Below are 13225 nucleotides of genomic sequence, written 5' to 3' on the forward strand. Positions count from 1 at the left end.
GCCTTTCTTTCATTCCTGTCTGGCGTTCCAGCTTTGAAGCCAGTGCACCTTCAGCGCGGTCAGTTAAAGCCTGCAGTACTTCTTCGGTTTCCTCCAGGCTCTGAAAGTTATAGATTCTTCCCGAGCGCCCTTTTATCTCTCCCGGCGTCTGGGCACCTCTAAGCATCAGGATACACAAGGCTGCCACTTCTTTCTGGCTTAAGGCCAGCTCCTCTTTGAAAGTCTCCCTGTACTTGGCTGCCCTTCCCGTATCCTCAACCATACGCACAAGTTTCTTTTCCCTCAGTAAGCTGAGGGCCTGCTTTACCTCTTATTTCTTCCAAAGAGGAACTGCAGGGGTATGTGCAGCCTTTTTGCCCAGGCTGGTTCATTATGTTCGGCATTTTTATCATAATAAACCATGAGGTCGTCCCCTTCTTTATATCCCTTGCCTTTAAGAACACTAACCGTCTCCTCCACTCCGGGAAGGAGCCTCTTCTCCAGTCCAATGCCGCCGTTATCGATATAGATCCTGAGTTCCTTCTTAGGCCCGTTATATGAGGTAATATAGGGAAGGTAATTCAGCTCCTGTATTTTGAATGCCGGCGAAAGAGAAGCCGCCTTTGAAAACACCTCCGGGTATTCCCAGATCAGCATAAATGATATGAGCCCTCCCATGGATGAGCCCATGGTGGCAGTATTGTTCCTGTCCGGGAGTGTACGGTATGTATTGTCTATCAATGGCTTCAGCTTTTCAACAATAAAGCGCATATATGAGCGCCCGAGACCGGTATAGGAATATTCAGCCGTTCTGTCTTTCGTATTGTATATGCCTACAATTATTATCTCATCCATCTTCCCTGCTTTAATAAGGCTGTCTGAAACCTCGTCTGCCTGCCAGTCGAGGCCGAAGCTTGAGGTTTCAGGATCAATAATATTCTGTCCGTCGTGCATATAAAGAACCGGGTAGCGCTTTACAGTATCTTTTTCATAGCTGGGCGGAAGCCATACAATTACGTCACGTGCGTCGAGCCCATCCCACTTGACTGCCCTGTGATATTTAACTGTTCCTGTAATCTGCCCTTTCACTATGCGCGGCTGCTGCCCGTTCTTCCAGTTTACCACATCGTAGTTCAGGATGGTATCAGAAGTTACCGTAAGTGTATGATTGCCGGGGACAGAGCCGTCTTTATTAAGAGCCTCACTGTCCCAGCTTCCCAGGGTAAACTTAAACTCAAGCGTTTCCCCTTTCTTAAAACGCAAAGCCTTAGTCCAGGTACCTTCAGGCTTTTTTTCCAGAACTACCTTCCCGGGATTCCACGTGCCAAGAAGTACATGGCTGCCTGCAACATAGACCTTAGAGTCCTTTGGGAGGTTTTGTGAGTGAACATTAATTATAATTTCTTTTTCGTTTTGCGCCATTAGACTGTTAAATAATGAAATTGCAGAAATAAGGACAAGTATAAGAAAATTAGGAATTCTTTTCATTGTGTATTGTAAATTAGTTTATGAATTGGTCCTGTTTAAGTCATGCCTGATGTTCATTTTTATGCTTTACCTCTGAGGGTTTAGCTATTTCATAGCCTCCAGGGCTATCTTATCCGACTTTTTCAATCCCTGCACAACAAGGTCATACGAATGATCAATAAACTCCTTAAATATCTTATCAGGAATGGTATTATCCATAATAACGGTAATCCAGTACTTCTTGTTCATATGGTATCCGGGAAGTACAGATTCGTACCTTTCCCTTAACTCCACGGCCCTTTCAGGGTCACACTTTAGATTAACGCTTAAGGGGATCTTTTCAAGCGGTGTAAGTGCAAAAATTTTATTCATCACCTTAAAGACAAGCGTTTCCTCATCAAAAGGGTAATCCTCTTTAGCCCCTTTCTTTTTAAGGCAATACTCCCTGAAAGATTCAATGTTCATGCAAGCCTGCTTTCCCCTGTTTAGAACTATTAGAAGAAACTATTTTTGCTTTATAATTTACATAAAATTATGATTATATTTATAAATTAACAAAAGACAGGGTCCGGATAATGGAAGGTAATATATTAATTGAAAACAGGCTTCATAAGGCTCTTACCTATCAGCTCTACATGGAGCGTACAAAAGTAAAGGTGCTTACTTCGGATGCCACACAGTTTGATGAGGCTGTGCTGCAGAGGTTTGAATATTCAAGGCTGAACCTGCAGAGGAGCCTGAGAATTGAAAAGACATATTCAGTTTCAGATGAATTGAAAAGCATAACAACCAGCCTCCCGCAGGAGCACCTCTGGGTCGTAATTACCGAGGACTGGTGCGGCGATTCGGCACAAACCCTGCCTTATATTGCAAAAATTGCTGCCACGACACCCAAAATAGAACTTGCAATTCTTCTAAGAGATGAGAACCTGGACATAATAGACCAATACCTTACAAACGGCACCAGGAGCATACCAAAGCTGATTGGTTTTGACAGGAGCCGGAATGAGCTATATACGTGGGGACCCCGCCCTAAAGCTTTGCAGGAAATGTTCCGGAGGCTTAAGTCTGAAGGGATGCAGAAAGAGAAAATTTACGAAAACCTGCAGATCTGGTACAACCAGGACCGAGGACGGGAGCTTGAACGGGAGTTCATGGAGATGCTGAGGCCGTATCTGGTTTAAGCTTTTTAATTATTCCGGAGCCGTATAGCGTGAGAGGACTTTTGATCTGATGAGTCTGCGGCTTTCCCGGGCTGAAATTTTCTTCTCCTTCTCAATTGCCTCGGCCTCACCGGCAAGCTCATCATCTTTTATCATATTTCTGAACCAGTAGGAATAGTCGCCGTTCTTTAAGTGAAAAAGCCATGTATCGTCATCTACGCCTTCGGCCATCTGAAGGAATATCATCAGGTTCTGTGCTCTCAGGTTAAGCTTTCCCTTCGGCCCCTTGAAATAAAAGCTCCTTTCCGGAGGCAGTTCGCCCTCGGCATACTTCAGGTGATGGCGTTTTCTTTCCCTCTTTGGGGTTATTGTACGAAACAAAAACGGCTCCTTTGAAGGACTTCGCCACCATGCAATTGCCTGCCCTGCTTCAAGCACCTCTTCCGGCAGAACAGGAGGATTTTCGCCAAGCGTGGAGCTGAATTTCTTAATTGTCTTCTCCGGATTTTGCCCTATAGCAACTATTGCATTTACAATTGAGAGGACTTCAGGAGCAATATGTTCCGGGTGAATTGTAATCATCATCAGGCCTGAGAGTTCACGCGGAATTGCAAGATGCGAAGGCTCCCAGGTGGCAGGAAGAAGGTGGTGTATCTCATCAATTACAATCCAGTGCGGCCTGCCTGAGGAGGCACGTATCTTAAGAAGCGCAGGAAGAAGTTTCTCAAAAAACTCAGGCCTGTGTTCAACGCTGATCCCAACAAGGTTTATTATGCAATTCTGAGCGGGTTGTTCCAAAACATGAACTATCTCGTCAATTGTAGGCTCTCTTTTGGGGCTTCCTAAGATTACGGCATTTTCAAACTCTTCGTAGTCCCCTTCCGGATCAATTATGCAGTACTGGTACCCGGTTTCCTCAAGGCTTTCAAGAAATGCCGAGGCAAAGGTTGTCTTACCGGCTCCGGAAGTACCTGTCAGAAGGAGGCTTTCGGTGTGACGAATAAAAACTTCCTCGTCGTCTTCATCCCGTCCGATCGGGATCCTGTTTTTCTTCAGGCTGTAATCCACCTCGCCCAGGTCGTCTTTTAAGATCATCTCAATAAATTCACTGACGCCTTTGCCATGGCCTGACTTCATTACAAGGTCACTGGTTTCCTTCAGCATCGGAAGCGCATTATCGACCGAGGCCGAGCACTGGCAGAAGCTTAAGAATGCATGGTCGTTTTCCGCATCACCGATTGCCGCAACGTTGTGAGGCGAAAGCCCCAGTTCCTTAAGGCCCGCCTTAAGACCTGTAGCCTTATTTATCCCTGAGGGGAGCACCATAACGGCATCCTTATTGAATATTACCTGAAGCTCCAGCCCGAGGTCGCGTATAACTTCAAGCACAGTTGTCTCAAATGGCCTCCATGTGGCCACAATAACGCGGCCGACAGAGAGGTGTTCAATACCCCTGCGCCTGAGCTCTCCTACAAAAAGTTCAGGAGGTACCTTGCCAAGAGCCTTTTCTTCTCTTGAAGAAGGCTTATAGAGCAACGCCCCGTTTTCAGCTACAATCAGGTCGAATATATCGTGCTGCGGGAAAACTTCCATCAGTTCATCGAGTTCACGTCCTGTTGCTAAAATAAGCTTGCGCCCTGAGGCACGGAAGCGCTTAAGAGCCTCCAGAGTATGTCCGTCCACACGCCCGTCTTTAGCGAGCGTTCCGTCGTAGTCTGTTGCCAGTGCATAGTACTGCATAAGTCAGAATCCTTTATACTACCTGTGAAAAGAAAAGTACCAGCTCATATTTTCAGGTCTTACCGCTGAGTATTAGGCCTTTTTATTTGAATGAGCAGAATGCCCATAATTATAAGTTTATTTTGTCGGGATGACCAGAGGAGTCCTCCTCGCCTTTTTCAAAGCCATTTCTTTCTTTTTCTCATTAATAAGTTTCAGTACGCCCTGAACATCGTCAACCAGCACCACCATCAGTTCATTTTCCGAAGCGGTATCGAGCCCATATAAAATTGCCTCTTCCTCCTGGGGAATGCTGTGGATTTCCATGTTGGCTTTTTTGCTGTGTATTCCGTCAGTAATTATTTTAGTCATTTCGCCCGGTTTTCTGCCGCGTCTTTCCTTATCCTCTTTAATGATAATTCTTGTAAACATTCTTGATGCCATGCGGCCGAGCAGGAAAATATCCTCGTCACGCCTGTCGCCCGTACCGCCGAAGATGCCAGTTCTTACGGGATGAGGGAAACGGCAGAAGAATTTATAGAGCCCCATAAAGCCCGAAGGGTTGTGTGCATAGTCCACAAGGACTGTAAAGTTACCCATTTCAATCAGGTTCATCCTGCCGGGAACGTTTTCAGGAGTAGGCTTAAAGGAATTAAGTCCATGTTTGATCATCTTGAGATCCACGTCGTGCACAAAAGCGGCCAGAGTTGCAGCAAGCACGTTCTGCACCATGAAGGTTGCCCTGCCTGAAAATGTAAGCGGAATATTTTCAATTTTTTCCACCCTCAGCCTCAGGTCCCCCCTAGCAAGCGTTACATAGCCGTTCTCAGCAACGCAGGCAATGTTTCCACGGGCAATATGTTCCAGTATGTGGGGGTTATCTTTTTTCATGCTGAAGAGGCAGACTTTGCCCACAACATCTTTTCTCATATTATAAACCAGAGCGTCGTCTGCATTTAAGATCACGAAGCCGTCTTTTGAGACGCTCATAGGGACAACCACCTTGACCTTTGCTATATCTTCAAGAGTATAAATATCCCGTTGACCCAGGTGGTCGGCCGTAACATTTAATACAATGCCTATATTGCAGCTGTCAAATCCCAGTCCGGAGCGCAGTATGCCGCCGCGCGCGGTCTCGAGGACTGCCACTTCAACCAAGGAATCGCTAAGGACTTTTTTAGCTGATATGGGGCCTGTGTCGTCCCCTTTTTCAACAAGGTTATTGTCGATATAAATGCCGTCGGTTGTAGTAAAGCCTACCCTCTGCCCCGCATTTCTTAATATATGTGCAATCAGGCGTGTAGTAGTTGTCTTGCCGTTCGTTCCCGTAATCGATATGATAGGAATTCTTGAAGGGGCCCCCGGAGGGTAGAGCATGTCCACAATATCCTTTGCCACGTTACGTTTTTTTCCTATGGATGGGCTGATGTGCATTCTCAGGCCGGGGGCTGCATTTACTTCAACGATACCGCCGCCGTTTTCATTTAACGGGGTCGTTAAATCAGGCGCAATTATGTCCATCCCTGCAATATCAAGACCTATTATCCTTGCAACCCTTTCAAATAAAAAAACATTATACGGATGCACCTCGTCTGTGCGGTCAATTGCAGTGCCCCCGGTGGAAAGGTTTGCCGTAGATTTAAGGTAGCAGATTTCGCCTAACTTCAGGACAGTCTCCGGAGTGTAATTCTTTTCCCTGAGAATTCTTAATGTCTGCTCGTCTATGCAGATGCGTGTCAGGTTGTTCACGTGTCCGTTTCCGCGCCACGGGTCGCAGTTTACAATTTCCACGAGCTGCCAGATTGCGTGGACGCCGTCGCCGACGACATGGGCAGGAACTCTTTCGGCAGCAGCAACAAACTTATTGTTTACAACAAGCGCCCTGAAGTCGCGTCCGAGGAGCTGCTTTTCAACAATAACTCTCTCTGAAAATTCTTTTGCCTCACGGAAGGCGGTAACTACGGCTTCAAGATTCCTCAGGTTCAGTGTAATTCCCTTACCCTGATTTGAATCCAGCGGTTTTACAACAGCCGGAAAACCGGTTTGGGTAAGGGCATCCTCCAGTTCCGACTCCTCTTCTACCACTTTGCCCATTGGAACAGGAATACCGTGGAACGACAGGAGCTTCTTTGCCTGATTCTTATCGCCTGCAAGTTCGACAGGGATAATTCCTGTTCTGCTTGTGGATGCTGCTTCAATCCTCTGCTGATAGATTCCGTATCCCAGCTGTACAAGTGAGGAATCATTAAGCCTTATGTAAGGTATCCCTCTTTCCAAAGCCTCATTTACGATGGCCGAGGTACTGGGTCCGAGGCGCACTTCTTCCCTGATTTCCTTTAATTTCTTTACGTGCACTTCAATCATTTCTTTTAAGAGTTCCATAGGCATGCCTTCGGCAATAGCAAGGAAGACTTCCACGGCGGCATCAGCGGCGTATAAACCGCACTCCTCTTCGAAATAATTAAAGACTATGTTATAAATTCCCGGCGTAGCCGTAGCGCGCGTTCTGCCGAATCCTGTATCCATTCCGGAGAGAGTCTGCAGTTCCAGGGCAATGTGTTCAATAACGTGGCCAGCCCAGGTGCCTTCTGAAATTCTTCTTAAGAATCCCCCTTCCTGATAGTAGCTGCACTGGTGAAGCCGGACGGAAGGCAAAGCTTCTTCTATCCTTTCCCTGAAGCCGGGAATTATGTCTGTCGGCTTTTCTTCATAATCTTCCAGGTCCAAACGTATCAGTATGAGGTTTTTCCAGTAGGTACTCCAGTAATTTGGCCCCCTCATTGCCCTTTTTTCCAAAATTAGCATAGAATCCTCTGATAATTACACATTTTTCTTTAGACTTCACAAACAATCTCCGGCCAATCATAACAATTCACCTGTAGCAATAAGCACCCATGGAGGTGCCTCTTAAAATTTATTCAATCCTGAACTCATCTTCCCAAATTGCTAAAAATGCAGGTTCCTGATTTTTCCTGTAGCCTCTGTACATGGGGAGAGTATTATAAAACAGCTCAACATTTGCCTTTCTGTCTATAGCAATTATCCCCATTTCAGTTTTCAGATATTCGCCATTGATGCGGAATACTTCACGGATAGCTTCATGTAAATGCATATTCTTAAATTTCATCAGTGCATAAAGCAGGTGCGCAAAAACTCCTCTTATTATAAATTCCCCGTCGCCCGTGCATGAGACGGCACATGCCTCGTTGTTTGCATACGTACCGGCGCCAATAACAGGGCTGTCGCCTACCCTGCCTTTAAGCTTATTTGTCAGGCCGCCGGTGGAAGTTGCAGCTGCCAGATTGCCCTTTTTGTCGAGTGCAACCGCGCCGACTGTACCTTTGCTTTCTGTGCCCTTCAGATTTTCCTGAGCCAGTTTTTTCTTCCGCTCCTCGAGCTTTTCCTGGGTGATAAAATACTCTGCCGGGCGTAATTCCAGCCCCATCTGCCTTGCAAATTCTTCAGCTCCTGTTCCTGCCAGCATTACGTGCTCTGTAGATTCCATTACTTTCCGTGCCAGGCTTATAGGGTTCTTGATGAGTCTTATTGCAGCAACCGAGCCGGCCCTCAGGGTTTCGCCGCACATAATTGCGGCATCCTGTTCAGTCTCGCCGTCGCGGTTAATTGCACTTCCCCGTCCGGCGTTGAAAATGGGATTATCCTCCAGCGCCCTGACGGAACTTTCAACCGCGTCTAAGGCCGTGCCGTCTTCATTTAAGACCTCCCAGCCAGTAAAGAGGGCTTCTTCAATTCCCTTTTTATATGCCTCTTCCAGTTCCGGGGTAAAAGTATTCTTATCCTTATTCTGTGCCCCGCCGTGAACGGCAATAACGAAATCTTTTTTCATATTAGTTTTTCAGTTTGGGAATAAATAACGGTATTCCGCCGCAAAACTTTTGCAGCGGTAAAAACAGTCTCACCAGGACTTTTCATTTTCCCTTTTTGCACCTTATTTTACTTCCGGCATGTACTCTTTCTCCCTTAGCTTATAACCGTTGCCTTTTGCAAGTATATGCACCACAAGTCCCTCAACGCTTAAAGGAGAATCTAAATCTGCACTAAGGATATTAGTATACTTGATCTGGGAACCATCGATGATAATAGCCATACCGCTTCCAATGCACTCCATTACATTTCCCTTTGAAACAACCAATGCTGTATCCTCACCCAGACCTATACCTACACAGGTAGGATTCTGAAGAATAGTTTGTGTCAGCCTGCCGAATCTGCTTCTTTTTACAAAATGCGTATCAATGATACAGTTATCCAGAAAACCGAGTCCTGACATGAATCTCATCTCCCCCTGAAGCATCGCCTCTTTAGGCTGCCCCTGATAGATCATCACCTTTGACATTGCCATAGCCCCGGCACTGGTGCCGGCAAGTATAAACGATTCATCCTCATAGTACTTTTTTTCTATTACTGAGGCTATTTCTGTTCCGCCCAGAATTGTTGTAAGCCTGAACTGATTCCCCCCGCTGAAAAAGACGGCATGGGAGGCCACAACGACCTTAATCAACCCGGGGTCAGAGGCCTGTTCCGTTGAACTGATATTTATAATCTCAACGTTATGAAACCCGAGCCTGGAGAAGGTTTCCTTGTAGGTTTTCCCGGCATCTTCAGGATCTTTGAGAGCGGTAAGAAAAACTTTGACCGGTTTTTTGCTTTGAGAAGGCGGAAGCAATTCCTTCAGTATGGAAAAAGGCACGGAGTCCTCATTTTCCTCTGCCATTTCAGGCACAGGGCGCCCCTCCCTCTCTTCGGCACCGCCGATGATCATAATTCTCCCTTTAGGGGTTCTCATTCATCTCTCCACTTTTCCAGAGTTAAACCTTTGCTCCGGCTAATAGTATATAATGTAAATTTCCGTAAAAAATGGAAAGTGCTGAAAATTTTGTCCCTAATTTCCTGCCTTTTAAGCTATGAGAGCTGTTTTGGCGGAATAATGGAAAGGAATTGGAATGTTTTTTCTTTAATGGTTAATTGGTAACAATCGGGAAATTGTACCTGTCGCCCGACTTGAGAATTCTGATATCTATATTGCTTGAGGAGTCGGACTGGCTGGCCTCATCGTCGGGAAGCACATTAAAAACGAGCACGTTGTTCTCCCCTAAGACTTCAAAGTTTCCCTCGGGATTAACAATGATTGCGGTGGATTCGTCGATTCCGACTCCGGAAAGATATGGGTGTTCAAGCACGGCATTTATAAGGCGGTTTTTTCTGCTGCGTGTGTTGAAGTGCTGGTCTATTATGGCATTTTCAAGAAAGCCGAAGCCTTCGGAGAGCTTGACGTGCTCTCGTACAATCGGATTAAAAAGGTATGGCGATACGTCGCTGTCGTTCATGCCATCGCCGCAGATCATAACCTTGCTCATAATTGCAGCCCCGGCGCTGGTGCCGCCGATTACGCCGCCTTTAAGGTAAACCTTCTTTACATTTTCAAGAAGCCTGGTATCTTTCAGAAAAGCAACGAGCTTATTCTGGTCTCCTCCGGAGAAAAAGACAGCCTTTGCATTGCTCATCATTTCAAGATTTTCGCTCATATCGGCTTCTTCCCTCCTCAGGCAATTAATAACGCTTACGTCGCTGCATCCGGCGAGCTCCAGTTCCATCTTATGACGAAGCCCCGTTTCCTTGGGAGTAGTACTTGCAACAGGTATTATTACAATCTTCGACTGCCTGCCCCCGGCAAGTTTAATAAACCTCTCCATCATATAAGACGGCCTGGGACCTCCGCCAATAATGAACAGATGCCCTGCGCCTGAGGAATTATCGAGACGCATTTTTGAAGATTTATTTGAAAATGATACCTGGGACATTTTTATATAGTTTTAATCCTTTTCAAGTAAGATTGAATTCTGTTAAACTGACACGATGTCATATTACTATCGAAACAAATATTATATAGTTTAAAATTCCACAATTCTCTTACGAAATTTGTCCCCTTAATCTGTAATTTCGCCGTTTTTAATTTTTTCAAGCTCTTCCCATCTTTCGTAGAGCTCTTTTACCCTCTGTTTTGCCTTCTCCAGCTCCATGTTCAGCTCATTGGTCTGACGGGCATATTTTTCATAGAAGTCGCCTGAGGAGAATATGCCCTCAATTCTTGAAACTTCTCCTTCTGCAGCCATAATGTCGCCTTCAATTGCCTCAAGCTCGCGGGCTTCTTTCCATTTAAGCTTTCTGACAAGAGGCTTGGGTTTTTCAGAAGGTTTTTCCTTTGGCATCTGAGGCACGGCCTTTTGCTCAGCTTCCTTAAGCCTTAACTTTCTTTTCTCCAGATAGTAGTCGTAGTCCCCTTCGCTAAAATACACATTTCCGTCTCCCTCGAATGCAAGAATTCCGTTGCAGACGCGGTTAAGAAAATACCTGTCGTGGCTTACAACTATAACACAACCTTCAAAGGCAATTAAAGCCTCCTCCAGTATTCTGAGCGTCGGAAGGTCGAGGTCATTTGTAGGTTCATCAAGTATGAGGAAATTCCCCCCGTTTTTCAGTATACGCGCCAGAAGGAGCCTGCTTTTTTCGCCCCCCGAGAGGCGCTCAATTCTAGTGTTTATCCTGTCATCTGTAAAAAGGAAACGCCTTAAGTATTTCCAAATTGTAAGCTTTTCCTCGCCGAAATTCACAAAGTCGCGCCCATCGCCTATCTCCTGAAGCACCGTATTATTTTCATTTAGAAGGATGCGCGTCTGATCAACATAATTAAAAAATGTCCTTTCTCCCGTTTCAACCCTTCCCGACTCCGGAGCCACATCTCCCAGAATGACCTTAAGGAGTGTGGTCTTTCCAAGCCCGTTTCTTCCCACAATGCCCAGTTTTCTGCCCCGTTCAAATATGAAATTGAGGTCGTGAAAAAGCCTTTTTCCTCCCATTTCAGCCGCAAGATTTTTCATCTCAAGGATCTTTGTCCCGGGTTTTACAGCAGGCGGAATTATCATTTCCACATCCAGCTCCTTTTCAGGGGGGCCTTGTGAGGCAACTTCAAAGTAGTGGTCCAAACGGCTTTTTGCTTTTGTTCTTCTTGCCCTGGGTCCTTTTCTGACCCATTCAAGCTCGCGTCTTAAGAAAGCCTGGCGCTTGTTTTCTTCCTGCTCCTGGTTATACTCCCTTTCGGCCTTATTTATCAGGTAGTCCGTGTAATTTCCCGCGTGCGAAAAGAATCTTCCGTTCGAGAGCTCGACTATGCGGTTGGCAATACGGTCCAGGAAGTAACGGTCGTGTGTCACGAAAAGGCACGTACCTGAATAGCCGGCAAGAAATTCCTCTGTCCATTCAATTGATTCTGTGTCCAGGTGGTTTGTAGGCTCGTCAAGAATGAGAAAATCCGGGTGCGCAATAAGAGCCTTGCACATTGCAACGCGCCTTTTTTCACCTCCCGACAGGTTGCCCGTCATTTTCTGGCCATCAGGAGCATTAAGGGAATGCATTATTATATTGATCCTCTGATCCAGATTCCAGCCGTCTGCAGCTATGATCTTTTCTTCCAGGAGGTGTCTTTTGTCTGAATCGTGAGGAAGTGTTTCATATTCGTGAAGCAGCGCTTTAACGGCGCTTGCGCCTTCAAGTATATTTTCATAGACGGTCTTTTTATCCTCAAGAGTAAACTCCTGCGAAAGATAGCCCGTTCTCAAGTCGCGCTTTCTTGAGACGCCTCCAGAATCGGGCTCCAGCAGCCCGGCAATGATTTTCAGGAATGTGGATTTGCCTGAGCCGTTTCTTCCAATGAGGCCTATGCGGTCCCCTTCGTGTATCGAAAGCGAGGCCTTATCCAGTATTACCTGCTCGCCGTAATGTACTTCAAGCTCACTTGCTGTTACTATAACAGGATTTATATTATTAGACATTCTTCCCGGTTTTTCTTTGAAAAATTAAGATACCAATATAAGAAAATTCCACCTCCCAAACCCCCACTATCACAACTGCGCCGCCCTGTTTTCTTTAGCTGTAAATGTGCATTGAAATTCTATGCCCAAATTCTATATTGATTTTATTAGTTAATTTATGAGAGGAGAAGTATACTATGAGTAAAACTACAGGAAAGCCCCAGGAAGTTCCGGCACAGCAGCAGGCGGAACCCGGGCACCAGAGGAAAATGCATCCGGAGCCTGAGATTATCCGCCCTAATTATAAAGGCTCAGGAAAGCTTGAAGGCAAAGTAGCACTGATTACTGGTGGCGACTCAGGCATCGGGCGCTCGGTGGCTGTGCATTATACACGCGAGGGGGCCGAAGTGGCAATTATTTATCTTAGTGAGCATAAAGACGCTCAGGATACAAGAAAGCTGGTTGAAAAAGAAGGCAAGGAATGCCTCCTTATTGCGGGGGACGTTGGCGATAAGGAGTTCTGCAAGGACGCGGTAAAGAAAGTTATGGAGGAGTTTGGAAAGATAAATATTCTTGTCAATAATGCCGCAGAGCAGCATCCGGAAGAGGACCTGCAGGAGATGGATATGGACGAGATGGAAAAGACTTTCCGCACCAATATCTTTTCAATGTTTTACTTAAGCCAGCAGGTGTTAAAACATATGTCAAAGGGGGACTGCATCATTAACACAACCAGTGTCACAGCTTTCAGAGGGCAGAAGGTGCTTCTGGATTACTCCTCAACCAAGGGTGCAATTACCTCTTTTACACGTTCACTGAGCCTCAATCTGGCTGAAAAAGGGATCAGGGTAAACGGCGTGGCACCGGGCCCAATATGGACGCCACTAATTCCATCAACCTTTCCTGAGGACAAGGTGAAAAATTTCGGGAAGGATACCCCGTTAGGACGCCCCGGCCAGCCGAGCGAAGTGGCCACGGCCTACGTTTTCCTTGCATGCGATGACGCTTCCTATATCACGGGACAGATAATCCATCCTAACGGAGGCGAGGTAATAAATACCTGAAAATAAT

Annotated in this window: 11 protein-coding genes; 2 read left to right on the forward strand and 9 right to left on the reverse strand. The window is 46.0% G+C overall.

What is annotated here, in order from left to right; translation table 11 throughout:
* From HF312_08885 to HF312_08895, 3 genes are all read right to left on the reverse strand, one after another.
* On the reverse strand, window positions 1-268 hold a 268-nt coding region (locus HF312_08885), incomplete at its 3' end, for a DUF480 domain-containing protein (protein ID MCU7520316.1).
* Window positions 269-303: 35 nt separating this feature from the next.
* Window positions 304-1467, reverse strand: coding sequence for a histidine kinase (locus HF312_08890; GenBank protein ID MCU7520317.1), 1164 nt, complete (start codon window positions 1465-1467; stop codon window positions 304-306).
* Window positions 1468-1551: 84 nt separating this feature from the next.
* Window positions 1552-1911: an MmcQ/YjbR family DNA-binding protein gene (locus HF312_08895; GenBank protein MCU7520318.1), complete on the reverse strand. Its 360-nt coding sequence runs from the start codon at window positions 1909-1911 to the stop codon at window positions 1552-1554.
* A gap of 110 nt (window positions 1912-2021) precedes the next feature.
* Between HF312_08895 and HF312_08900 the strand changes: the two genes are divergently transcribed.
* Window positions 2022-2630, forward strand: coding sequence for a thioredoxin family protein (locus tag HF312_08900; GenBank protein MCU7520319.1), 609 nt, complete (start codon window positions 2022-2024; stop codon window positions 2628-2630).
* Window positions 2631-2639: 9 nt separating this feature from the next.
* On the opposite strand, the gene HF312_08905 is transcribed toward HF312_08900, so the two are convergent.
* The 6 genes from HF312_08905 to HF312_08930 all read right to left on the reverse strand — a co-directional run bounded on the left by HF312_08905 (window position 2640) and on the right by HF312_08930 (window position 12175).
* Complete coding sequence (locus tag HF312_08905; protein MCU7520320.1) at window positions 2640-4349, reverse strand: HAD-IIB family hydrolase; 1710 nt, start codon at window positions 4347-4349, stop codon at window positions 2640-2642.
* A 117-nt stretch (window positions 4350-4466) separates the two neighbouring features.
* Window positions 4467-7133 (reverse strand): cyanophycin synthetase, encoded by a 2667-nt coding sequence (gene cphA, locus HF312_08910; GenBank protein ID MCU7520321.1) that lies wholly within the window; start codon window positions 7131-7133, stop codon window positions 4467-4469.
* Between the two features lie 109 nt (window positions 7134-7242).
* On the reverse strand, window positions 7243-8175 hold the full coding sequence (locus tag HF312_08915) for an isoaspartyl peptidase/L-asparaginase (GenBank protein ID MCU7520322.1): 933 nt from the start codon (window positions 8173-8175) through the stop codon (window positions 7243-7245).
* 102 nt (window positions 8176-8277) lie between these two features.
* Window positions 8278-9132 carry a cyanophycinase gene (locus tag HF312_08920; GenBank protein ID MCU7520323.1) on the reverse strand — a complete coding sequence of 285 codons (855 nt, stop codon included), beginning with the start codon at window positions 9130-9132 and terminating at the stop codon, window positions 8278-8280.
* 175 nt (window positions 9133-9307) lie between these two features.
* The gene (locus HF312_08925; GenBank protein MCU7520324.1) at window positions 9308-10147 is read right to left on the reverse strand and encodes a cyanophycinase; all 840 of its coding nucleotides are present in this window, start codon (window positions 10145-10147) and stop codon (window positions 9308-9310) included.
* Between the two features lie 126 nt (window positions 10148-10273).
* Complete coding sequence (locus tag HF312_08930; GenBank protein ID MCU7520325.1) at window positions 10274-12175, reverse strand: ABC-F family ATP-binding cassette domain-containing protein; 1902 nt, start codon at window positions 12173-12175, stop codon at window positions 10274-10276.
* A gap of 176 nt (window positions 12176-12351) precedes the next feature.
* Here HF312_08930 and HF312_08935 point away from each other — a divergent pair, with 176 nt between their 5' ends.
* Window positions 12352-13218, forward strand: a complete 867-nt coding sequence (locus HF312_08935) for an SDR family oxidoreductase (GenBank protein ID MCU7520326.1) — start codon at window positions 12352-12354, stop codon at window positions 13216-13218.
* The last annotated feature ends 7 nt before the right edge of the window (window positions 13219-13225 follow it).

Source organism: Ignavibacteria bacterium, from assembly GCA_025612375.1.
Taxonomy (GTDB): domain Bacteria; phylum Bacteroidota; class Ignavibacteria; order Ignavibacteriales; family SURF-24; genus JAAXKN01.